A 19,957-nucleotide genomic window follows, 5' to 3' on the forward strand; every position below is an offset into this window, starting at 1 on the left:
ATGTCACGTCACCAGCCTGTATGGCGCGAGCTCCTCGTAGTGGCTGCGCACGCCGACGCTCGCGCTGTAGCTCACCTGCGTCCCGCCAGCCGTCTGCGAGGATATGCCGGGGTTGGCCACGAGGTACTCGGACACGAGCGCCGCGAGCGTGGCCTGCAGCTGCCTGGCGTCGTCTATGCCCGCCACGTAGTCGATCGAGACGGAGTGCCACCCGGCGCGCGTCGCGGCGCAGGGGCGTGCGAATCGGACGAGGCCCACCGGCGTCCACTCGTACGCGGACGGGTCGACCTCCTCGCCGCCGACCGTGACGGAGATGACGTCTGACACGTGCATGGCAGGGAGCTGCGCGACCCTGCCGCCGTCGGCGACGTAGCGGCACCTGAGCGATGGGCATATGTGCCACCCGCACATGGTGCGCATGGCGTCACCGTAGGCGCCGATGGCCCACCTGACCGTGTCTTCGGTCGCCGAGAGCCTGCCGCCAGTGGCGACCGACAGCTCCTCCGGCGTCATGATCGGCACCAGGGCGCCTCCGGCCGTCGGAACGGACAGCGTGTCCCCAGACACCTCGATCGGGCCGTCCCCGATGATGGGGGCGGCAGCGCCCTGGGCGTCCGCGGAGACCCCGACGAGGGTGTCGCCGTCCACGATGGCCCCATCCGGCGTCCCGTCCACGATCGCGTAGCCCCATGGGGTGCGCGTCACTTGTCCGCCGCCTTCCCGGCCTTGTTGGCGGGCTGTCGGGCCTGCTTCGCCTTGGGCCGATCCTCGGGCTCCACGTGCTCCGTGGCCCCATCGGGCTGCTCGCCCTCCTCGTACTGCACGGTCAGGCCGCCCAGGTCGTACAGCTTGAGCATGTCAGCTCCCCTCTCGTGCGTTGGGCCGCCCCGCGGGACGGCCCAACTGCCACGCTGTCCCGCGAGCCCTAGGCGGCGGTGATGGTCAGCTTCTCGAAGCCTGCGGGGTAGCGCACCGCGAGCTTCAGGCGCTCCAGGATGCGGATTGCAACGAGGTCCTTCTCGAAGTCGTCCTTGTCGGAGTTGGTCATCTCGACGCGCACGCCCTCGCCCGCCTTGGTGAAGACGGAGCCGGAGGGCTTGAAGGCACCCACGTAGGAGGTGCCTGCGGCCACGGCTGGGGTGACCACGGTGGTCAGGCCCCAGACGTCGGGGTAGAGCACGACGCCGCCTGCGGTACCGTACTGGCCGCTGAAGTACCCGCCGCCCATGTACTGGCCGTTCGTGTCCTTGGCGAGTCGCAGGGTCTTGTAGTCGGTCGGGTTGAGCACCACGGCGTCCGCCATGAAGGGTGTCGCCTGGCCGATGTTGGTGATGGCGTCGAAGATGGTGTCCGCGAGGGTGGCGTTCTTGGCCGCGCCAGCCTGGATGCCTGAGGTGCCGCCAAGCTCGGTCACCAGGGTGTCCTCGACCTTGAGGTCGTGGATGTAGAGGCCACGGTCGTTGATGGAGCTTGCGAGCCAGGCCTGGTCGCTCACGATCTCGTAGGACTCGCGATAGAAGCCGCCCACCTTCTCGAGCGCGGCCGTCTTCTTCGTGGGCTCGGCGAAGTGGTACTGCCCGAGCGCCGTGCCCTCGGCTGTGACTGCCGGGGCGCCCTCGAGCGCACCCTCCACCATCCACTCGACGGCCGCGGCGTCTCGCGACTCAGCGCCGAAGAGGTCGCGGATCTGCAGGCGGCGGCGTGCGCCCGTCACCACGTTTCGGTCGAGGAAGGTGCTGTAGTCGGCAGCGGATGCGGGGGAGGTGATGGGGTCGGACGCCGCCTTGGCGCCGAATCCGGTCGCGGTCATGACGCTGGCCTGGCTGCGGCCCTCGAACGCCTTGAGGTCGAGGCTCTTAGCGGCCCACTCGCCGATGGTCTTGGCCTCGGCGGGGGCGTGCTTGGCCTCCTTGCCTGCGTTGAGCTTCGCGCCCTTGGCGTCAGCCATCTTGATGATGGCCTCGTACTTCTCCGCAAGCTCGCCTGCGGCCTTGGCCGCCTCGGCGTCTCCGACCTTGACCGCGGCGGAGAAGTCCGCCTTGGCCTGCTCGAACTGCTCTCGGATGGTAGGCATGTCGTACCTGCTTTCTCTAGTCTCTGTCGATGAATCGCTCGTACCTGGCGGCTACCTCCTCGAGCGCCTTGGCGTCGCCCTTCGGCTCCTCCGGCTTCCCGCCGTTGGCCTTGGGCTTGCCCTCGCCGCCCCCCTTGTCGCCGTCACCGTCATCAGGCTCGGGGTCGACCCCGTCGCCGATAAGGTCGTTGATCGCGTCGAGCGCCTCGCTCAGGAGGTCCCGCACGCTGGCAAGCTCGTCCTCGTCCGCCTTTGAGTTGCGGCGGCACTCCTTGGCGGGCGCCCCGCCGCCCTTGACGTCCGTTATCTGGGCGGCCGGGTTCGCCGGGACGGTCACGATCGAGCACTCGTAGAGGTCTACCTTGCGCAGCACGTGGGCCTTGCGCCCGTCCTCGAGCTCGATCTGGCCGTCCTCGACGACGTCGTAGGCGAAGCTCATGCTGCACACCTGGCCGCGCTGGAGCATCTTGTGGACGGTCTCCCCGTTGGGGGCGTCCGCGAAGATGTGGCCCGTGACCTTGAGCCCGGTGTCGTCCTCGGCGGCGTCGACGTAGCCGAGGTTGTAGTCCGGGTCGTGCATCTCGTGGGCGAAGAGCAGCGGGATGCGCCGTCCCTCGTCCTCATATGCCTTGAGGGTGTCCGCGAAGGCGCCCTTGGCGACCACGTCCCCGTAGCAGTCCGGGTCGCCGCCGAATGTCGAGGCGTACCCCTCGAACGTGTACTCGTCCGCGTCCTCGCCGGCGTCCTTGACGCTGACGCGGAAGTCCTTGAACATGTGCATCCGTTGCCCTCCTAGAGCCTGTAGACGTCCACATCTATGCCGCAGCGGCAGTACGCCTCCTCCTCGACGCCCTGGGAGCCGTCGTGGGGAAACATCGCGCCGTTGCTGAATGGCTTGTCGAACTCGACACACTCGCCGTCCATGGCGGCGTGGTCGTCGCGCGGCCGCTCGCTGGCGCCGTCCTGGTCGTGCACCCACGTCTTCATGCGCAGGTAGCTTGACTTCGGCGCGAGCTGCTCGGTCGCCTCCCGCACGCCGAACACGGCCACGGCCGCCGCCATTGAGACGCCCAGGCGGTCGGCCCTGCCCTCCTCGGCCTGCTCGAACACGTCCTTGGGGGTCTGCTCCCCGTCCTCCGCGTCGATCGCGTCCGCGAGGCGCCTCCTCGTAACGGCGTTGATGCCGTGTGCGCGGCCCTCCGCGACCTTGCGCAGGTAGGCGTCCGTGCGCGTGGCGTCGTAGTCGCCCCGCATGCGGGACGCGGCGGCCCTGCCGCTCCGCGTGGCGTAGCCCTTCATGACGGGCTCCAGGTCGTCCGCGAGCTCTGAGTCCCATCTGTCCTCGTCCCACCACTCGGGGTCGTCCTCCTTCGCAAGCGGGCCCCTCGCCTTCGCGGCGCCGATCCTCGGGAGCACCGCCTTCGCCTGGCGGCGGAAGAACCTCGACAGCGTGCGGGCCATGGCGACCGACCCGTCGGCGTCCGCGCGGGCCTTGACGCTCCACAGCGGAGCGTCGTCGGCCGCCTTGGCCATCGGCGCCCGAGAGCTCTGCCCACGGGCCTCCGCCGAGGCCGCGCCGCCGTCCTCGCCGGATGACGCGCCGACTCCGCCCACCATGAGGTTGAGCGGCGTGACGATCTCGGACATGCTCCCGCCCAGTGCCGGGAGGTTGAGCATCCGGCGCGCCTCGTCACCGGTGAGAACCGGGCGCTGCGTTGCGCTCACGAGCGTCGAGATCATGTCTGCCGGGTTGCTGTTGAGCTTCGACAGCACGTCGAACTCGCAGTAGACGCCATCGGCGCCCAGGCGCGGTGCCAGCACCTTGTTGATGCGCTCACACAGGAGGTCGAACTTCGGGGCGAGGGTCTCGGCGTAGAGGGCGCGGGCGTTGTCCTTGGCGCTTGCGTACGTCTGCGTCGACGTGTGCCATATGAGCGACGGGTTGATGCCGTAGACGGCGGCCACGTCCTGGCGGGTGAGCTGCGCCGACTCGGAGAACTGGGCCTCGCGGGCGTTGAGCTGCGTGTCGTGCAGCTGCATCCCGTCCTCGAGGATGGGCGTCCCGCCGGAGTCCGTGCCATCCGGGCCGCTGAACCGCTCCTTCCAGCTCTTGGCGAACCGCTCGCGTGCCTCATTGCTCCACGAGTTCCCCTCGCCGCGCGATATCCATCTGCTGACCCACCCTCCGTTGCGCCAGACCTTGTTGCGGTAGTCCCAGGCGCTCACCTGCTCGGCGAGCACCTGTCTGAGCGCGTCGACGGGGGACGCCGGGTCAAGCGGCCCGGACGCACCGTAGAGGGAGAACGACAGCGTGTCCGACGCGTCGATGGTCACGGGGGCGCGCCCGGCCTCAGGGACCTGCACGACGTAGCTGGACGGCCGGAACCCCCCCGTCGTGTAGAGGGTGGTCACCCACTCGGGGCATATGCGCGTGGCCGCCCACCCGCTCTCGGTGTCGGCGCTCGGCACGACGTACCAGAGCGCCCACCCGTGGAGCAGCACGTCTGCCATGGTGTCACGCACGAGCTCGTAGGTCGTGACGCCTTCTGACGGGTGCTCGAGGAGCAGTGCGAGCGGCGACTTTGAGTCCCTGGGACGGTCGTTCTCGCCACGTCGCTCGTAGCACTTCAGTGGCACGGCCGCCACGTTCTCGCTGATGTATCCGACGACGGCCCTGAGTGCCGGTTGCGTGCGGTACATCTCCGCCGTCGTGCGTCCCAGGATAGCTGTCGCGCGCGGGCCGTAGCTTACCCGCATGGCCCTGCCGTCACGTGCGCGGATGCGCGAGAAGATGCCCAAGGCGTCACCCCCAATCGGCATGAGAGGGCCCATCGCACCGACGACGGGCCGCGCACTTTTCAATAAATTATAGGGTAGACCCTTTACATTATCTAGGGTCTGTAGTATATTATTCCTGTCAGAGAGGAGGTGATGGGATGAAGTGGAGAATCAAAATTGAGCTAACGCTCCGGAAGGTAGTGGCATACCTGGTAATCCGGAAACGCTAGCCCAATGACCAAGGGAGGCCCGCTCAAGGCGGGCGGGCCTCCCGCTCTCCACACATCATATCACCTCGCCACCGAAGGGAGCGAAGACATGGTCAGCGACGCGCAGAAGAGGGCGAACGCCAAGTACCGCAAGAAGCGCATGAAGCAGGTGACGGTCAGGTTCTCGCCGAACGAGATGGACGTCTACGACTTCCTGCGTGGGCATGAGAACGTGTCCGGCTACCTCAAGCGCCTCGTACGCGAGGACATGGGGCGTCACAGCACGATCAGCCCCTCATCCTCGTAGGCACTCTCCTCGGCCTCGTCCTCGACGGCCGTCGCGAACCCATACGCCGTCGCGCACGCGACGAGCGGGCTGATGTCCTCCGTGCTCCTGTTCCTGTCCCACATCCAAGCCCCGTCGCCCGTCGCCTTCGTCGCCGCGACGTTCGCGGCGACGTCGAGGACCGGCTGTGGCCGGTGGTGCACGGGGGTCGCGTCGCTGCCCTCGCCGTCCACGCGGGCCGGGTCGAGCGCGGCGACGCCATCCCAGAAGCGTCCCGAGTAAGCCGCGACGTCGGGGCCCGTCACAGGCACGAGCTCCACGCCGTCGACCTGGCCGTACACGTCGGCCATGGAAGCGACGGGGGCGCCCTTGCCCTGGTAGGCGATACGCATCGGCCGTGCGGGATCGGCCCTCTCGGCCAGCCACCCGCTCACCCACCCGAGGCCCGACCTGTAGGCCACGACCTCTACGTGGAACGTGCGGTCGGCGCGCAGGCCGCAGACGGCCACGGCCGTGTGCATGCGGTTCGCGCCGACGTCGATGGCCCACCACAGCGGGCTGTCTGGCGCTATCTCGCTCGCGGCGTCCGTCCCCGCCTCCCATGCGCCGTCCGGGAACGGCGAGACGGCCATCCTGCCTACGAACTGGCAGAGGTTCTCCGTGCGAGCCCCGGCCTCGGTCTTTCCGGATATCGAGGCGCGGATCCTGCGCACCTTGAGGCCGTACCCAAGCGAGGGGTTGGCCTCGCACCACCCGGCCGTGTCCCAGATGTCGCGCCCCGGGGCCGCAGACCACTCGAATATGCCGAGGGTCTCGTCCTCCATGAGGTTGAGCGCCGCGAGGTCGTCCTGCTCGGCGCACCACCCGTCCGGGTCGCCGAGCGCCCTGTGCGCCTGCCACCTCTTGGCGCGGAGAACCACGGACATGGAGTCCCCGGCGTTCGACGCGCACCAGATGATCCCAAGCTCCTGGGCGAGCGTCGTGTCCGCCACGGCGTCCCAGGCGTCCCACGTCTGCTGCTCGCGCATCTCGTCCATGATGACGAGCTGCGCGGACGGCCCTCGCCCGGCGCCGCGCGTCGGTGGCTTCGTAACGTAGTGCCTGTGGCCGGTGAGGATGAGGTCGCGGCCCGAGTTGCCGTGCTTGCCGCGCACCTTCTCCGCCGCCAGCGCCGGTGTGGTGTCCACCATCTGCTCGGTGGCGTCCCACGTGTCGCCGGAACGCGTGAGGTCCTGCGCCATCCCGATGACGAGGGCGCACTGCAGCATGTACATCCAGTAGAGCGTCACGACGACTATGAGCGTGGTCTTGCCGTTCTGGCGAGCGACCAGCGTGAGCACCGTGGAGTAGCGGAGATGCCACTCGCCTCCGAAGTCGCCCACGATCTCGAGGGCATGGACGAGGAGCCACCTCTGCCATGGGCGCAGGGAGACGCACAGCACGTCACCAGCGAAGTCGATCACGTCGAAGCCCAGGGAGGTCTCTCGCGTGAGCTCTCGCAGCGGCGGCGTGAAGACGCGCGGCTCCGTCCTGCCCAGGAGCTCCGACACGCACCATCACCTCACTTCGACAGCGGCGACTCCTTCCTCAGCTTCGCGAGTGGTGACGCCGCGTCCTCGTCGCGCGACACCTCGGCGCCCGTCATGGCCTGTATCTGGCGGAGGTAGGACACGTAGGTCTTCGCGAGGGCGTTGTAGCCGTCGTAGGCCGGGTTGCGCCTGATCCCCTCCTGGCCCCCGCCGTTGTCGTAGGAGACGACGATCGGTGACGCGTTTATGAGCCGCCTGGCGTCCGCGAGGCGCTGCTCGACCCACGCGCACTCGATGACCACCGGGCGAACGAGGTCGAGCGTCCTGGCGTCGATCCCGCCGAGGTCACCCACGATCCTCTGCACGCGGTCTATCTCGGTCACGTGGGCCGCCTTGCCTGGGCTCGCTCGCTTCCTGCGCGTCGCCATCGCCTCACCAGCCAAAAGGACGAGAGGATACGGCATGCCATGGTGACGGTGCAATACCACCGCCTGCCGTGTATGCCGTCGGGGGGAAATCATTGCCAGCGGGGAGACCGTGCCACCCGTGCAAGTCTGAAGATTTCAACGCCCCTCCACCACACTCACCAATTTCGCGAAGGTTTGCCCAGCTCGTGCGTGCTTGCGCGCTTTCCGCGCGCGCGGTTGCACTTGCTGTGTGCTGGCCTGAGGTTGCCGATGTCATACTCGAGGTCGGGATGGCGGCTCACGTCGAGGTAGTGGTCTGGCTCGTAGGCCCATGGGGTACCGCTCCTCTTGCTCAGCCCGAGCGAGTAGTCGATGGGCGCGCCGCATATCCAGCAGCGGGCGTTGAGCCTGCGGTCTCGCTCGAACGCCATGCGCCTGACGCGCTGCCATGCCGCGCTGCCACGCCTCCTGGCCGCCATGGTCGGAGCCACCCCCCCATGCCATTCCATACGCCCCCCGCCTTGGCGGGATGCCCCAGGGGGTCAGCCCCTCATGGCCGCCCTGGCGTCAATCGGGCTCACGTGGTTGCGCATGCACTCGACGACGCCGTCATAGCGCCGCTCCGCGTATGCGACGGCATCGGCGTCGATGCCACATTCCATCAGGGCGTGACGCATGGCTATCGACATCGGTGTCACGTACCTACCGGCAATGCGCGCCATGTCAAGCAGCGTCACTGTCTACCGCCTTCTTGGTTGTCGTTCGGGCCGTGCGCCCCGCGCGTCTGGCCACATGCCACCACAGAGTCGCCGTGGTGGCATGTGGCAGGGCGGTGACGCGGCGCGGCGGCTGCCATGGGCCGCGTGTCATGGGCACGGGATGCGCCGCGCCGGGGAATCCGTTGTGTCCCTGCAAGCGCGGCACACTACCAGTATGCACACTTGTTGCTGTCACGGCCTGTCACTACCTGTCACGACCTGTCATTTTTTCCTGCGCATATGGAAAATGGCCGTGGCCGCCACCGACCGGAGCCGATGGCAGCCACGGCCAGGTCACATGTCCTCGGCAACCCCGAGGCCCGCAGTCACGCGCCCTATCCCCAGCCCGTCCACGCAGTCGATGGCAGTCGGCACGCCGTCAGTCCTGCACCAGCTCTCGCTCATGCCGCTCCCGGCCGCAACCTCGGCCCACGTCCCGTGGGCGCAGAAGCGCCACCACAGGGCGTCGGCGTGCGCGGGCGACAGGAGCGCGCATATGCCACCACGCCCGTCCTGGCCTACGCCGTATATCAGGTCGCACGCGGCGTCGATGAGCGCATAGTCCTCCTTCCGGCGGCGGCGTATGCGGGCCTCGTAGTCCATGCGCCGGTCAGTGGCGGCCATGGCGTCGCGGTCTCCACCGTCGCCACGTGGCTCGTACCCCTGTGCGCGCACCTGCTCCCTCACGCCCATGCGCTCGAGCGTGAGCCTGATGCGGTCTGCGTCCCTCGATGCGTCGCGCACCGCATCGAAGAACTCCCGCGCGTCACGAAACTCCATCGCCGTCACCACGATCGAGCTCTCCGGCGGCACGGCCCAGGTACCATGCGGCCTTTCGCAGGTCCTCGGCCTCGCGCCCCTTGTGCGGCGAGCGCCACGCGTACTTGATGGCGCAGGCCCTGCAGTGGTCGACGAACCCGCGCAGGCCGAGGGCGGAGCGCAGCGCGTCTATACACTCGACGGCGCCCGTTGTGTAGTGCGCCGGGTGGTTCACCATGTCATCGCTCACGATCGTCCCCAATCCCCTAGAACGGTATGTCCTCGTCCGCCACGGCGGCCATGGCCTGTTGCGGCACTGGTATCTGCGGCATCGCCTGCTCGCCACCCATACCACGGGCGGGCGACAGGAACTCGACCTCGCTCACGACGAGCTCGAGGCGCGAGCGGCGCTGGTCGTCCTTGAGCCATCGGCTCTCGTGGAGCCGACCTGACAGGGCGACGCGCGACCCCTTGGAGAGCAGCCGCCCGAGCGCCTCGGCCCTGCGCCCGAAGATGACGCACGGCACCCAGTTTGGCCTGTCCTCCCACTCACCATTGGTGTTCCTCACGCGCTCGTTCACCGCAACCGAGAGGGAGAGGACGGACGTCCCTCCCTGCGTCACCCTGACCTTCGCCTCGCCGCCGAGGTTTCCGGATATCGACACCACGTTCACGCTCATCAGAACCACTCCATCCCATACTCTGCTGATAATTACTTCTTATCTGCGCCGTGTGCCGTGCGGCACACGGACTTTTGCCGCCTGACCTCGCCGTCGTCACATGGTCCAGAGAGGTCGTCGCCGGGGCGCGCTGGCACACATTTGGCACGGTCCTCGGGCGTGCATGGAGAGTCGTGCCAGCGGGTGTTCCATGCCTGCCTCGTTGCCCTCAGCTCCCTGTCGAGCACCATGCACGCGTGCGCGACCGTTCGTCCGTCTCTCAGTAACTGAGGGTCCTCCCCGCAGAACGGACACTTGAGCAACCTCTCACTCGTCCGCATCGCCGTCCCCCTTCTCGCACATCTCCCTGTTTGCTCCTTCCCAGTAGTCCATGCGCAGCCAGATGCACGGGCCGTGCGGAAGGTCCTCCGCCCTCATCGGGTCGCCATCCTTCTCCCAGTTCTCATTGCACCAGTCGTTGGCGTACTCAGCGATATCGTAGATACGCTCGCCGGCGTCGAACCACGCGCCGAGCCATGCACTCACGAGGTGGAGCACGAAGCTGTCCTCGTCCTCCTCGCTGCCGTCTCCACCGCACTTGAGCACGGGCAGGTCTGGGTTGGCTAGGATGAGCCGCGCCACCTCGGCGGGGCCGCGGGCCACGTCACTCATCGCCGTCCCCCTTCTCGCACATCTCCCTGATGGCCCGCGCGTCCTCCCCCGGCTCCCAGCCGTCGGCGACCAGGGCGTCGTACGGCCCCGTGAACCTGTCCGTGACGTACGTCATGACGTCGCCGTGGACGCCGAGCACGCCCCCGTAGGCCATGGCGGCCGCCAGCGCGCTGCCGACCTCCCACCTGGACGGCTCGGAGTCGAAGGGCGCCATGAGGTCGGCGGCCTCGTCCTCAGAGCAGCCTGAGAGGTCGGCCTTGTCGCGCCTCCCCCTGACGAGCTCCGCGAGGTGCGGGAGGCCGCGCGGCGTCGACCAGTGGGCGAGGACGTAGCGGCGCATGTCCATCCAGACGGACCAGTAGGTCTCGCAGTGCTCGTCGATCCTGCGCCTGAGCTCGCTCTCCCTGGCCTCGCGCGCCCTCGCGCCCGCGCCCTCCGGCAGGGCCTCGTAGAGCGCGTAGCCGGTCCCGGCCTCGTAGGCGACGACGCTGGCCACGTCGGCGTGCCCCTCGGCGAACCGCGCGGCCTCCTCGGGCGAGCGCACCATCCCCAGGTACGAGAGGTCCTCCCTCTCGGGGTCGACCGGCCGGCTGCCCTCGCGGTACTCGGCGGCGTCGAGCACGTCCCTGATCGCGGCGAGCGCCGCCTGTGCCTTGTGGCGCTCCTTGATCCTGCGCGCCTCCGCGGCGGGCCACGCGCTCGCCATCACGCTCGCGCGCTCCTCGTCGTCGAGCTCGTCGTCGGCCGCCGCCAGCATGCCGTCCATGGTGGCCTGCTCGGGCGCCTGGCGAAGGAGCCTGCGCGCCCTGCCGACCCTGGCCACGTCCGGCGTGCCCACGACGGCCGCCACGCGCTCGTCGCTCACGCCCAGGGCGAGCATCGTCTGGAAGCCGCGGGCGGCCTCCTCGTCGGTGAGCCTCTCCTTGCTGTCGGTGGCCATGGAGCACACGGCCTCCTCGGCGTCGCCCATGCGCCCGAAGCAGAGCGCGGAGCACTCCTCGGTCCCGAGCTCGCGCATCGCGAGCCACCTTCTCCAGCCGTCCACGAGCCGCCACCGGCCGCCGTCCGGCACCACGATTATCGGCTGCACCGGCTCCCCTCCCGTGGCCGCTATCGACCTCGCCAGGGCGGCCACGTCGCCGGCGTCCCTCCTCGGGTTGCCGTCGTTCGGCACCACGTCGGCGACGCGCACCGTCATCCTCCTGCTGTCAATCATCGCAATCTCCAATCTCGCCGGTCACCATCGCCCCGCATCTGGGGCAGTACCTCGGCATCAGCTCGTACACCGTCCCGCCGCACAGGTCGCAGTGCGGGGCGTGGTTTCCTCCGTCGCCGGTCACGACGTGGCACGTCCGCACCCTCGCGAGCAGCCCGTCCGCCGTCTCGTGCGGGCCGAGCAGGCGCCTCAGCTCTCCCCTCGACACGCTCAGCGCCTCCGCGCCGTCGCCCTCCCAGGCGTCGGTCATCGACATGGTCATCAGTCACTCCAATCAATCAGTCGGTCACGCCCTGCCATCCGCTTCCCTTCCATGCGCTCCAGGTACTCCCTGGTGCGCCTCTCCCCGAGCTCCACGAGCTCGGCCCACCTGCCGCGCGGCTCCGCGGGCGTCGAGGCCGCCGCGCTCTCCGAGCGCCTCCCGAGCGGCTCGTGCCTCTTTGCGTGCGTGCGGTACCACTCCCGCGCATACCTGCGCCTGCACCCCGAGCACACGGTGTCTCGGCCCCTGCCGACGTGGTAGAAGTACTCGACCGGCAGCGTTCGCCCGCACCTGCGGCACGTCCTCACGTGCGTGGCCCCGGAGCCTCCTGGCACCGCGCCTCCCGCGTCACCCATCTCTCCCCCATTCCCCGCCACGACCCATGGCCGCGCGCCTGAAGGCGTCGGCGGCGGCCGCGTCGCGGCCGGGCATGACGTGTGCATATATCCGAAGAGTTATCGAAACGTCAGAGTGCCCCAGGCGCTCCGAGAGCGTCTTGGGGTCGACCCCGCTCGCCAGGCACCACGTGGCGTGCGTGTGGCGCAGGCCGTGGAACGTGATGGATCTTTGCAGTCCCAACCCGTCGCGGATGCCCCTGAACGCCCCTGAGAGGTGCGATGGACGGACGAAACAACCGTCACCCGACACCAAGGCGCTCGACTGGCTAGGGTTCGCGAAAGATGCGTCCTGTCGCCTCAGGACGGATTCGAGCACGCCGGCGTCGGCGCGGGTGATGGACACGGTGCGCGGGCGGCCGGACTTCGTGAGGTCGCGGCGCCAGGGCGCCCGGCCCCGCTCCTCGACCACCGTGCCGCCCACCCTCACGGCCGGCACGGACAGGGAGAGGTCGCGGCGGCGCACCGCGCAGACCTCGCCGACGCGCATCCCCGTCACGAGGGCGAGCCATGCGCCGAGCGCGGGCACGTCCGCGTCAGACCAGCCGTCCCCCGAGCGCACCGCCGAGAGCAGCGCCGAGGCCACGCGTGGCAGGTCGCACTCGCCTATCGCCGCCGCCTCGCCCCTGTCGGGCGATGGCGGCCTGACCGCGAGCATCGGGTTCGCGTCGCAGATCCCGGAGGCCACGAGGAACGAGAACGCGGCCCTGAGGAAGTGGTGGAGGGCCAGGACGGAGTTCCGCCCGAGCCCAGCGCCCCCATCTCCTCTGGGCGCGAGGAGGGCCTGCTCGAGGCCGACCATGTCGGCCGCCGTGAGGTCGCGGGCCACCCTGCGACCGAGCCTGGGCCTGACGTGGTTGGCTACGAAGGAGCGCCACTGGCGCACGCTGTTGGGCGAGGCCCCGTTGCGCTCGCGCACGTCGACGTAGGAGTCGAGCAGCTCGCCGAGCCGCGCGCTCGCCACCCTGCCGTCCCCGGTGAGGTGGGCCACCCAGGCGTCGGCCAGGGCCTGCGCCTCGGCCCCGGTGGCCGCCCCCGGGAACGACCGGTACGGCCTCACCGCCCTCCCGGATGCGTCCCTGCCCAGGTACGGGCGGCAGTACCACACGCCCCGCGCGTCCCTGGCGACCCTCGCCCTAGCGGCCGCCACGGGGGACCATCCTCCTCCTGGCCCTGAGGCCGTGGGCCCTCAGGAACTCGGTCATGGCGTCCATCTGGGCGTCGTCCATGCCCTCGACGGTCACGCGCCACCCGGGCCTCCCGCCCGTCCCGCCGCCGCTCGGCACCTCGTAGCCCTCCCTCTCGATCTCCTCCCTCGTCATGGAGTTCACAAGCCTTGGGAGCATCGCGTACCCTCCTTCCTGCGGATTGTCGAAAACCCGCTCCAAATGTTGAAAACCTTGGGAACACCTGTTCCCGCAGGCGCCAATTCCGTGCCGCAGCGCCGCGATTCGCAGAGAGGAAGTAGCCAAGGAGAGAGACCCTTCTCGTGAGGTTGAGTCGGGAGGAGAGAGAAGAAACACCTAGGGGTGTGTTCTTCTCTCCTCTTCTCTCCTCTATAGGCTTTAGGGTCGTTGAAACCTAAGGGGTACCCTTGGGTTAACCTAAGGGGTACCCTTGGGTTTTTACCTGCGGTTTCTCTGAGAAAACACGTACCTGCCTGCGGATTTGTCGCAACGTCTCTAGCTGCTAATTCAGTCATGTTTCAGCCCTGCTCGAACCTGATCACCCGGCCGCCTTTCCCGCCCTTGCGCGTGCCGCCGGAGCCTCCGCTCGGCCGCCCGCCAAGGCACCCAGCGGCCACCTGCGCCCCGCGCGCCAGGGCGTCCCTGAGCATCCTCTCGCTCGAGACCGTCCCGTCCCTGAGCTCCAGGAGGCCGACGTCGACCATGTCCGCCACGATCCCCCTGCACTCCGCGACGCCGTCGCCGCCGGGGCCGCAGAAGAGCGCCCTCGCCAGCATCGCCCAGTCCTCGTCCGTCTCGACGGGCACGGCGTGCCCCGTGGCAGAGGCCAGGATCTCGCACATGCGCCACCAGGCCCCGTACCCGTCGCGCCCGCGCCTCATGACCAGGCGCTGGCACTTGATGTCGTCGGCCGCCGACGCGTAGTGCTTGAACCAGAGGAGCGGCCTGTCGGCCGCCTCCTGGACGGTCATCGCCTTCCTGGCCATCCGTCGCACCCCCAAAGGAGACGAGTATCCAATGAGCAGTTGAATTCATTCATGATGCCCGCCGAGGCCGTCGGGTGGCCGACGCGGCACTCGTAGTCAGCCTCGCCCGCGAGCCCGAAGGCCGCGAGCAGCAAGATCGCCGCCAGTATCGCCGCCGCAACCTGCAGGGGCGTGAGCCTGTCGGCCTCGTCCCAGCGCCTGCGCCCCCTCATGCGACCGCCCCCTTGCAGTAACGACGCACCATCCACGAGAGGCCCTTCCCGGTCACCTTCGCGTACGGGCGCGGCCTCACCATCTCGCCCGTCACCTGGTCGAAGTACGCGGGCGGCTGGTAGTTGCGGACGTAGCCGCGGTCGATGCCGACCCTGGACGCCTGCTTGTCCCTGGTTATGATCCCGTCGGCCTGCGCGAGCTCGAAGAGCCGCTTCCGCGTCATGCCCCCGTCGTACTGTCGGAGCAGGCGGGCCGCCTCCGTGAAGCTCGACCACCGCTCCCCGTCCATGCATGCGTCGAAGTAGCCCGCCTTCGGCTCGAGCGCCCCTATGCGGGCCTGCTGCCTCGCTATCCTCTCGTCGCGGCTCGCGATCGTGCGCTTGGCGGCGAGGAGGGCGCGGGCCATGAGGGTCGCGTCGTCCTCCGTTCCGTCGCTCGCCACGTACGCCCCGTCGCGGCGCAGCGCGGGGAGCACCTCGTGCGTGACCCAATGCTGGAATGACTTGATCGCCGCCTGGTTGTCAGGATCGTTGACGTATGAGGCCCGACGCTGCATCACGGCCTTGTAGAAGCCACCCTCGTTGATCGTGCTCAGCTCCTGCATGCCACCAGGGGTACGCACCAGCTGCGTACCCTTCTCGTCAGTGTCAAGCAGGCGCGTGAGCTGTGAGGCATCGCGGTATCCAAGGATAATTGCCACGTCCTTTGCAACGAACCACGGTGCTCCGTCGCCGTCTCGGACAGCCCGTATCTCTCCGAACTCCTGGTTGTCGAACGTCCTAATCTCTTCCATCAGCCTTGCTCCTGTCCCTGTAGAACCACGTCTGCCGCTCCTCGAGGTACTTGGGGAGCGACGCGCGCTGGATGTACCTCCTGCTTCCGACCATGAGAATCGGCGGCGGATCTGGGCCGTCAACGTAGCCGGCCATCGCCCTCTCGCCTATCCCGGCCATGGCGGCCGCCTGCTTGACCGTCAGGTAGAGTGGGTAGTCGCTCATGGCTCCCACCACGACATCAGATACAGGCGTCCATGGTGCGGCGCTGGTATAATCGTCACGGGCATGAGTCCTCCGTCCGTGTCCAGCCCGTCCCTGTTGCCGCAGGTGACGGGCATTCCTGTCTCTCGAGCGCCACACGGGGACGTCAGGGGCAGGACGGCGCCTGGCGAGAAGTGGACCAGGGGCCCCGCGGTGGTCACGCGGTTCGTCCGCCCTTGAGACCAGCACTGCTGCCATGTCGAGCGGCGCGCCGGAATCCTGACGCCCGCGTGGGGCGCTCGAAAATGTGTCGTATTGGTCTGTCCCTGATTCGCCATCCCGCGCACGGGATGGTCTTGCATTGCCTGGACCGCATCCCCTCACGGGTTCCTGACACCCCAGCGGCGCAACACGATGTGCGTTCGCGTCTGGATGCCTGCGGTCATGCCTGCGGTTGCCGTTTTGGTTCGGTACCTGCAGCACTATTCGGGTTTCAAGGTTCGAGATGAACTATATGTTTATCTATAGTTCTCGTAGAAAAAAATATCGCTCACCTTTACGTTGAAAAGCTTTGCAAGCTTTCGTGCGTCATCGACGGTGACAATGCCTGGATCTTTTTCCATTTTTTGGTACGTTGGCCTGGAAATTCCTAAAAACCCAGCGACAGATTCCTGTGAGTAGCGGGCTGCTTTCCGAGCATCCTTGAGCTCCATATATATCCTCCTTCCGATATGAGGAACTATAGATAAACATATAGTGACTGTAAATAGTTTTTGTCATATTCTGTAAAAAAGCTTTAGCAGATGAGGTGAGTTCCCAGTGTCTATTGCTGACAACATCAAGAAGATCAGGCTTGAAGCCAACATGACCCAAGAAGAATTTGGTGATGTTGCCGGCGTCTCACCGATGGCAGTAAGCCAATGGGAGAACGGCAGGGCTGTCCCACGTATGGGCGCGGTTCAACGAATAGCCGATTACTTCAATATAAACAAGGGAACTGTCATTGACGCTGACGGTGAGTGGCGCAAAGCAGCTGGTAAATTCATGTTCCCAGTCCCCTCGTCCGCGATGGTGCCGCTAAGGGTGCTCGGCGCGACCCATGCCGGTGATGCGAGCGAGGAGATACCAGGCGAGAGGCTCGTGGAGGTGCCGGAGTCGGTGGCCCGCAACCACCCGGACGCCTTCATGCTGCGCGTGGACGGTGACTGCATGAACAGGTCCTACCCGGAGGGTTGCCTCGTCATGGTGGATCCCTCGCTCGAGCCGTGGAACGGCTGCGCCGTCGTGGCGGAGCCTGAGCCGGGAGAGTCCGTGATGAGGAGGTACATGCGCGGGCAGTCGAGCCTCATGCTCGTGGCAGACTCGTTCTCGGAACATGACGACCTGGTGTTCACGGGGGACGCAGCAGACGTGAGGCTCGTCGGCACCGTGGTCTGGTTCCAGGCTGCCAGCGAGGAAGAGCGGGGATAGCCTAGTTGTCTGACCCCACCATCGGGGCCATTGGTTGCCCCACGGGGCGGAAGGGCGGCACTCATGTCGGCGAAAGGAAAGCACGGAGGCGGGGAGAAGCAGGGAAAGAAGAAGGGCGGCAAGCTCAAAGTCATACTGATCGTGTTCGCCGCCCTCGTCGCCCTGGGTGCCATAGGCGGAGCCATGGGCGGGGGGACGCATGGGGCGAAGTCGCAGACGACGCAGGGCCAGCCATCTGCGTCGGAAGGTCAGTCCTCAGGCAGCGACCAGCCACAGCAGACAGCGCAGAAGCAGGACGAGGACGACAGCGTGCCGGCCGAGTACAAGAACGCCCTCGCGAAGGCCAAGCAGTACAACGACACGGTTCACCTGTCGAAGGCAAAGCTATATGACCAGCTGACGTCGGAGTATGCGGACAAGTTCTCCAAGGAGGCGGCCCAGTACGCCGTCGACAACCTCCAGGCGGACTACAAGGCGAACGCACTCGCGAAGGCTAAGGACTACAGCGACAGCATGCACCTGTCGAAGGCGAAGCTGTACGACCAGCTGACGTCAGACTATGGCGAGAAGTTCACTGCAGACGAGGCGCAGTACGCGATTGACAACCTCCAGGCGGACTACAAGGCAAACGCACTCGCGAAGGCGAAGGAGTACGAAAGCGAGATGCACATGTCTCCATCGGCCATCAAGGACCAGCTCATGTCCGACTATGGCGAGAAGTTCACCAAGGAGGAGGCGCAGTACGCAATCGACCACCTCAATGACTAGGACGGAACGCGAGCGCAAGCATAAATGTGATGATAGTTTGAAAGCGCTCCTCAAGCGAGTATATTAGTGGCAGTGATACGGCTTGGTGTCTCTAAGTGAGTCCAAGCCTGGTTGAGGGTCGCTGCCATGTGATGGCATGCGGCCCTCTTCCTTTTTCTGTTTGGAGATCACATTGTCTGAGCGGGACAAGCCATTCAAGACCATAGACGAGCAGATTGGGATTCTTCGGAGCAGAGGTGTAATCATAGGTGACGAGGAGGGAACGAGGAACCTTCTGCTCAGGAACAACTACTACTCAATGATCAATGGCTACAAGGAGTTCTTTCTCGATAAGGATAGGTGCAACAAGGACGTCGAGGTGTACCGCGATGGCACGAGGATAGAGCACATAGCGGCACTCTATCGCTTCGACACAATGCTGAGGTTCTCGATGACGCATTGCCTGCTCAGCGCTGAGAAGGCACTGAAGACAGTAACCGTCCACGCTTTCTGCGAGCGACACAGGGGAATTGATGATTACCTTGATCCGGCAAGCTACTGCTCAAAGAGAGACTACAGTGGAAAAAACTATACGAAGAACCTGATCAGGCTCCTATCGACCCTGCAGTCACTGAGGGATGGCAGAGGTAGAGACAGGCCATACATCGAACACTACAGAACCGCGTATGACGGCGTGCCTCTATGGGTGCTCGCCAACGCGCTTACGTTCGGTAACATGTCCCACTTCTATGATCTGCAAGAAATAAGCGTTCAGAACGAGGCATGTCGACTTCTGTGTATGACAATAGGAGCCAATCACCTGAAAGCTCGCAAGTTAAAAAGAGCCTATTCGATTCTTACCGACTTCAGGAACATCTGTGCCCATGGCGGAAGGCTGTTCTGCGCCAAGTCTGGCGTCAGGAGAGACAAACGTTTCATCGATATGATGAAGTGTCTCGCTCTCGTTTCAACTGAGAACGAGAGCGCGCTTGCACTGTCGAGCATCGCACAGGCATTTGTCTATCTATCACCAATAGATGGGCTTTCAGAGATGGTGCTAGAAGAGATGGGGTTCAAGGGCGATGATGCCATGAGAGCAGAGCTAAAAGCGGAAATAGACAGGCAGACTGAGCAATTCCTGCGCACGGGGATAGTGTGACCGATGTCCATCTCTAAGCGTCGGCTCAAATCGGGCCAAATCGTCTACGACGTGCAGGAGTACGTCGGGTTCACCCTGGACGGCAAGAGGGATCGCAAGAAGGTCACGTGCAACAGCCTGCGCGAGGCGAAGGTGGAGCGCGCGAAGCTCGTCGCCATGCGCGACGCCAGACGAAACCGGTCTGGGCGCTGCACCTTCGGGCAGTACGTTGACCAGTGGTGGTGGCCATCAACGTCAGGGCTCGCGGCATCGACGCGCGACACGTACGAGAAGGAGCTCCGCCTGCGTCTCAGGCCGGCTTTCGGCGGCATCGACATGCGGGACATAACCCGCCCGATGATCCAGCGCATGGTCGGCTCGTGCGGGACGAGGAGGGTTGCCGAGAAGGCACTCGGTACGCTCAGGACGATCATGAACCAGGCCGTTGGGGACGGGTTGATGGCGTCAAACCCGGCCTGCGCGGCATACGACATGCCGCCCATCGGCAGGAGGCGCGACAACGGTCTTGTGATAACGACGTTCGGGGCCATGAGGCCACTCCTCGCGGCGCTTGGGGACTATGTGGCGATCGATGGCGGGTTCTGCCGCGTGCTCGCCGTCACGGGCCTGCTGATGGGCCTCAGGCCCGAGGAGAGGTATGGCCTAGACTGGTCTGACGTCGATGCGCGACGGCGCATGTGCCACGTGCGCAGGGCGTACCTCAGCGTGTCGAGGCGCGAGGGGTCGCACGACGAGAAGGGCACCAAGACCGCCGGGTCTATGCGCGACGTGCCCATACCGGACGACGTATGCCGCATGCTCATCGAGTACCAACGGAGAGACGGCACGGTGCGCATGGGCCCCGTTCTCGTCGGCAGTGGCGGGCAGAGGATCCCACCGGCGACGGCAAAGCGGCGCTGGGCGAGGTTCCTCTCCTGGTGCGACGAGACCGGCAGGGACGTCCTGCACGTCACCATAGAGAACTGCAGGCACTCCTTCGCCACGAGCTACCTGCATGCCGGCGGCAGGGTAGAGGACCTCTCGAGGATGCTCGGCCACAGCGACATCGTGACCACGTACAGGAGGTACGTGCGGCCCAGCACGGATGACCTGTCGCGTGGCATCATGGAGCACGTGCCGACCATGCTCGATGACGTCCAGGGAGACAACCGGGATATCCCATCGGTAGCCCATGGGACGGCATAGCCGCAGGTTGACGCCACATACCTTCGGTG

The 19,957-nt window shown here is 66.3% G+C and carries 28 protein-coding genes and 1 pseudogene; 6 read left to right on the top strand and 23 right to left on the bottom strand.

The window, feature by feature from the left end:
• Positions 1-3: 3 nt before the first annotated feature.
• The 5 genes from HMPREF1316_RS07175 to HMPREF1316_RS07190 all read right to left on the bottom strand — a co-directional run bounded on the left by HMPREF1316_RS07175 (position 4) and on the right by HMPREF1316_RS07190 (position 4,894).
• Positions 4-705: a hypothetical protein gene (locus HMPREF1316_RS07175; RefSeq protein WP_021726321.1), complete on the bottom strand. Its 702-nt coding sequence runs from the start codon at positions 703-705 to the stop codon at positions 4-6.
• On the bottom strand, positions 702-857 hold the full coding sequence (locus HMPREF1316_RS14075) for a hypothetical protein (protein ID WP_021726305.1): 156 nt from the start codon (positions 855-857) through the stop codon (positions 702-704). Before HMPREF1316_RS14075 ends, HMPREF1316_RS07175 begins: the two co-directional genes overlap by 4 nt.
• Before the next feature lie 68 nt (positions 858-925).
• Positions 926-2,074: a phage major capsid protein gene (locus HMPREF1316_RS07180; RefSeq protein ID WP_021726328.1), complete on the bottom strand. Its 1,149-nt coding sequence runs from the start codon at positions 2,072-2,074 to the stop codon at positions 926-928.
• A gap of 16 nt (positions 2,075-2,090) precedes the next feature.
• Entirely contained in the window at positions 2,091-2,855 is a 765-nt protein-coding gene (locus tag HMPREF1316_RS13255) for an HK97 family phage prohead protease (protein ID WP_021726320.1), read from the bottom strand.
• Between the two features lie 11 nt (positions 2,856-2,866).
• Complete coding sequence (locus HMPREF1316_RS07190; protein ID WP_021726324.1) at positions 2,867-4,894, bottom strand: phage portal protein; 2,028 nt, start codon at positions 4,892-4,894, stop codon at positions 2,867-2,869.
• Positions 4,895-5,170: 276 nt separating this feature from the next.
• Between HMPREF1316_RS07190 and HMPREF1316_RS07195 the strand changes: the two genes are divergently transcribed.
• Positions 5,171-5,368, top strand: a complete 198-nt coding sequence (locus HMPREF1316_RS07195) for a hypothetical protein (RefSeq protein ID WP_021726318.1) — start codon at positions 5,171-5,173, stop codon at positions 5,366-5,368.
• Here the strand turns inward: HMPREF1316_RS07195 and HMPREF1316_RS07200 are convergent.
• From HMPREF1316_RS07200 to HMPREF1316_RS07290, 18 genes are all read right to left on the bottom strand, one after another.
• Positions 5,338-6,897, bottom strand: a complete 1,560-nt coding sequence (locus HMPREF1316_RS07200) for a phage terminase large subunit-like protein (protein ID WP_021726302.1) — start codon at positions 6,895-6,897, stop codon at positions 5,338-5,340. The two genes, HMPREF1316_RS07195 and HMPREF1316_RS07200, sit on opposite strands and share 31 nt — an antisense overlap.
• A gap of 11 nt (positions 6,898-6,908) precedes the next feature.
• Positions 6,909-7,340: a hypothetical protein gene (locus HMPREF1316_RS07205; RefSeq protein ID WP_198009613.1), complete on the bottom strand. Its 432-nt coding sequence runs from the start codon at positions 7,338-7,340 to the stop codon at positions 6,909-6,911.
• Positions 7,341-7,459: 119 nt separating this feature from the next.
• Complete coding sequence (locus HMPREF1316_RS07210) at positions 7,460-7,762, bottom strand: HNH endonuclease signature motif containing protein (protein WP_084620890.1); 303 nt, start codon at positions 7,760-7,762, stop codon at positions 7,460-7,462.
• Positions 7,763-7,825: 63 nt separating this feature from the next.
• On the bottom strand, positions 7,826-8,020 hold the full coding sequence (locus HMPREF1316_RS07215) for a hypothetical protein (RefSeq protein ID WP_021726307.1): 195 nt from the start codon (positions 8,018-8,020) through the stop codon (positions 7,826-7,828).
• A gap of 315 nt (positions 8,021-8,335) precedes the next feature.
• Entirely contained in the window at positions 8,336-8,821 is a 486-nt protein-coding gene (locus HMPREF1316_RS07220) for a hypothetical protein (RefSeq protein WP_021726334.1), read from the bottom strand.
• Positions 8,808-9,050 carry a DUF3310 domain-containing protein gene (locus HMPREF1316_RS07225; RefSeq protein WP_021726316.1) on the bottom strand — a complete coding sequence of 81 codons (243 nt, stop codon included), beginning with the start codon at positions 9,048-9,050 and terminating at the stop codon, positions 8,808-8,810. Before HMPREF1316_RS07225 ends, HMPREF1316_RS07220 begins: the two co-directional genes overlap by 14 nt.
• 16 nt (positions 9,051-9,066) lie before the next feature.
• Positions 9,067-9,480, bottom strand: a complete 414-nt coding sequence (locus HMPREF1316_RS07230) for a single-stranded DNA-binding protein (protein ID WP_021726332.1) — start codon at positions 9,478-9,480, stop codon at positions 9,067-9,069.
• Between the two features lie 306 nt (positions 9,481-9,786).
• Positions 9,787-10,131 carry a hypothetical protein gene (locus HMPREF1316_RS07240; protein ID WP_021726301.1) on the bottom strand — a complete coding sequence of 115 codons (345 nt, stop codon included), beginning with the start codon at positions 10,129-10,131 and terminating at the stop codon, positions 9,787-9,789.
• Complete coding sequence (locus HMPREF1316_RS07245) at positions 10,124-11,347, bottom strand: ParB/RepB/Spo0J family partition protein (RefSeq protein WP_021726333.1); 1,224 nt, start codon at positions 11,345-11,347, stop codon at positions 10,124-10,126. The genes HMPREF1316_RS07240 and HMPREF1316_RS07245 overlap by 8 nt, the downstream gene beginning before the upstream one ends.
• Positions 11,340-11,609: a hypothetical protein gene (locus tag HMPREF1316_RS07250; protein WP_021726329.1), complete on the bottom strand. Its 270-nt coding sequence runs from the start codon at positions 11,607-11,609 to the stop codon at positions 11,340-11,342. The genes HMPREF1316_RS07245 and HMPREF1316_RS07250 overlap by 8 nt, the downstream gene beginning before the upstream one ends.
• Positions 11,609-11,965 carry a hypothetical protein gene (locus HMPREF1316_RS07255; protein ID WP_040651795.1) on the bottom strand — a complete coding sequence of 119 codons (357 nt, stop codon included), beginning with the start codon at positions 11,963-11,965 and terminating at the stop codon, positions 11,609-11,611. Before HMPREF1316_RS07255 ends, HMPREF1316_RS07250 begins: the two co-directional genes overlap by 1 nt.
• Entirely contained in the window at positions 11,958-13,154 is a 1,197-nt protein-coding gene (locus HMPREF1316_RS07260) for a tyrosine-type recombinase/integrase (RefSeq protein WP_040651796.1), read from the bottom strand. Before HMPREF1316_RS07260 ends, HMPREF1316_RS07255 begins: the two co-directional genes overlap by 8 nt.
• Positions 13,141-13,350: a hypothetical protein gene (locus HMPREF1316_RS07265; protein ID WP_021726295.1), complete on the bottom strand. Its 210-nt coding sequence runs from the start codon at positions 13,348-13,350 to the stop codon at positions 13,141-13,143. The genes HMPREF1316_RS07260 and HMPREF1316_RS07265 overlap by 14 nt, the downstream gene beginning before the upstream one ends.
• A 359-nt stretch (positions 13,351-13,709) precedes the next feature.
• Positions 13,710-14,177, bottom strand: coding sequence for a DUF4373 domain-containing protein (locus HMPREF1316_RS07270; protein WP_084620889.1), 468 nt, complete (start codon positions 14,175-14,177; stop codon positions 13,710-13,712).
• The gene (locus HMPREF1316_RS07275) at positions 14,159-14,389 is read right to left on the bottom strand and encodes a hypothetical protein (protein WP_021726335.1); all 231 of its coding nucleotides are present in this window, start codon (positions 14,387-14,389) and stop codon (positions 14,159-14,161) included. Before HMPREF1316_RS07275 ends, HMPREF1316_RS07270 begins: the two co-directional genes overlap by 19 nt.
• A complete protein-coding gene (locus HMPREF1316_RS13260) occupies positions 14,386-15,183 on the bottom strand; it encodes a BRO family protein (RefSeq protein ID WP_021726293.1) in 798 nt (265 codons plus the stop codon). The genes HMPREF1316_RS07275 and HMPREF1316_RS13260 overlap by 4 nt, the downstream gene beginning before the upstream one ends.
• On the bottom strand, positions 15,170-15,388 hold the full coding sequence (locus HMPREF1316_RS07285) for an excisionase (RefSeq protein WP_021726303.1): 219 nt from the start codon (positions 15,386-15,388) through the stop codon (positions 15,170-15,172). The genes HMPREF1316_RS13260 and HMPREF1316_RS07285 overlap by 14 nt, the downstream gene beginning before the upstream one ends.
• 497 nt (positions 15,389-15,885) lie before the next feature.
• The gene (locus tag HMPREF1316_RS07290) at positions 15,886-16,080 is read right to left on the bottom strand and encodes a helix-turn-helix transcriptional regulator (RefSeq protein WP_021726313.1); all 195 of its coding nucleotides are present in this window, start codon (positions 16,078-16,080) and stop codon (positions 15,886-15,888) included.
• Positions 16,081-16,186: 106 nt separating this feature from the next.
• Here HMPREF1316_RS07290 and HMPREF1316_RS15065 point away from each other — a divergent pair.
• The 5 genes and pseudogenes from HMPREF1316_RS15065 to HMPREF1316_RS07310 form a co-directional block, all read left to right on the top strand.
• Positions 16,187-16,342 (top strand): annotated as a pseudogene (locus tag HMPREF1316_RS15065) (helix-turn-helix transcriptional regulator); the annotation flags it as partial.
• Between the two features lie 93 nt (positions 16,343-16,435).
• Positions 16,436-16,837 (top strand): LexA family protein, encoded by a 402-nt coding sequence (locus tag HMPREF1316_RS14755; RefSeq protein ID WP_232204477.1) that lies wholly within the window; start codon positions 16,436-16,438, stop codon positions 16,835-16,837.
• Between the two features lie 63 nt (positions 16,838-16,900).
• Positions 16,901-17,605, top strand: coding sequence for an Ltp family lipoprotein (locus HMPREF1316_RS07300; protein WP_021726306.1), 705 nt, complete (start codon positions 16,901-16,903; stop codon positions 17,603-17,605).
• A gap of 172 nt (positions 17,606-17,777) precedes the next feature.
• The gene (locus HMPREF1316_RS07305) at positions 17,778-18,743 is read left to right on the top strand and encodes an Abi family protein (RefSeq protein ID WP_021726292.1); all 966 of its coding nucleotides are present in this window, start codon (positions 17,778-17,780) and stop codon (positions 18,741-18,743) included.
• A 3-nt stretch (positions 18,744-18,746) separates the two neighbouring features.
• Positions 18,747-19,928, top strand: a complete 1,182-nt coding sequence (locus HMPREF1316_RS07310; protein ID WP_021726299.1) for a tyrosine-type recombinase/integrase — start codon at positions 18,747-18,749, stop codon at positions 19,926-19,928.
• The last annotated feature ends 29 nt before the right edge of the window (positions 19,929-19,957 follow it).

It is taken from the genome of Olsenella profusa F0195, from assembly GCF_000468755.1.
GTDB classification, from domain to species: Bacteria; Actinomycetota; Coriobacteriia; order Coriobacteriales; family Atopobiaceae; genus Olsenella_F; species Olsenella_F profusa.

Coding starts and splice junctions, on each gene's coding strand:
- HMPREF1316_RS14755 (WP_232204477.1), top strand. CDS start 16,436: ATGGTGCCGCTAAGGGTGCTCGGCGCGACCCATGCCGGTGATGCGAGC.
- HMPREF1316_RS07255 (WP_040651795.1), bottom strand. CDS start 11,965: ATGGGTGACGCGGGAGGCGCGGTGCCAGGAGGCTCCGGGGCCACGCAC.
- HMPREF1316_RS07210 (WP_084620890.1), bottom strand. CDS start 7,762: ATGGCGGCCAGGAGGCGTGGCAGCGCGGCATGGCAGCGCGTCAGGCGC.
- HMPREF1316_RS14075 (WP_021726305.1), bottom strand. CDS start 857: ATGCTCAAGCTGTACGACCTGGGCGGCCTGACCGTGCAGTACGAGGAG.
- HMPREF1316_RS07190 (WP_021726324.1), bottom strand. CDS start 4,894: ATGCCGATTGGGGGTGACGCCTTGGGCATCTTCTCGCGCATCCGCGCA.
- HMPREF1316_RS07245 (WP_021726333.1), bottom strand. CDS start 11,347: ATGATTGACAGCAGGAGGATGACGGTGCGCGTCGCCGACGTGGTGCCG.
- HMPREF1316_RS07300 (WP_021726306.1), top strand. CDS start 16,901: ATGTCGGCGAAAGGAAAGCACGGAGGCGGGGAGAAGCAGGGAAAGAAG.
- HMPREF1316_RS07180 (WP_021726328.1), bottom strand. CDS start 2,074: ATGCCTACCATCCGAGAGCAGTTCGAGCAGGCCAAGGCGGACTTCTCC.
- HMPREF1316_RS07265 (WP_021726295.1), bottom strand. CDS start 13,350: ATGCTCCCAAGGCTTGTGAACTCCATGACGAGGGAGGAGATCGAGAGG.
- HMPREF1316_RS07240 (WP_021726301.1), bottom strand. CDS start 10,131: ATGAGTGACGTGGCCCGCGGCCCCGCCGAGGTGGCGCGGCTCATCCTA.
- HMPREF1316_RS07285 (WP_021726303.1), bottom strand. CDS start 15,388: ATGAGCGACTACCCACTCTACCTGACGGTCAAGCAGGCGGCCGCCATG.
- HMPREF1316_RS07205 (WP_198009613.1), bottom strand. CDS start 7,340: ATGCCGTATCCTCTCGTCCTTTTGGCTGGTGAGGCGATGGCGACGCGC.
- HMPREF1316_RS07270 (WP_084620889.1), bottom strand. CDS start 14,177: ATGGCCAGGAAGGCGATGACCGTCCAGGAGGCGGCCGACAGGCCGCTC.
- HMPREF1316_RS07250 (WP_021726329.1), bottom strand. CDS start 11,609: ATGACCATGTCGATGACCGACGCCTGGGAGGGCGACGGCGCGGAGGCG.
- HMPREF1316_RS07220 (WP_021726334.1), bottom strand. CDS start 8,821: ATGGAGTTTCGTGACGCGCGGGAGTTCTTCGATGCGGTGCGCGACGCA.
- HMPREF1316_RS13260 (WP_021726293.1), bottom strand. CDS start 15,183: ATGGAAGAGATTAGGACGTTCGACAACCAGGAGTTCGGAGAGATACGG.
- HMPREF1316_RS07195 (WP_021726318.1), top strand. CDS start 5,171: ATGGTCAGCGACGCGCAGAAGAGGGCGAACGCCAAGTACCGCAAGAAG.
- HMPREF1316_RS13255 (WP_021726320.1), bottom strand. CDS start 2,855: ATGCACATGTTCAAGGACTTCCGCGTCAGCGTCAAGGACGCCGGCGAG.
- HMPREF1316_RS07310 (WP_021726299.1), top strand. CDS start 18,747: ATGTCCATCTCTAAGCGTCGGCTCAAATCGGGCCAAATCGTCTACGAC.
- HMPREF1316_RS07230 (WP_021726332.1), bottom strand. CDS start 9,480: ATGAGCGTGAACGTGGTGTCGATATCCGGAAACCTCGGCGGCGAGGCG.
- HMPREF1316_RS07275 (WP_021726335.1), bottom strand. CDS start 14,389: ATGAGGGGGCGCAGGCGCTGGGACGAGGCCGACAGGCTCACGCCCCTG.
- HMPREF1316_RS07290 (WP_021726313.1), bottom strand. CDS start 16,080: ATGGAGCTCAAGGATGCTCGGAAAGCAGCCCGCTACTCACAGGAATCT.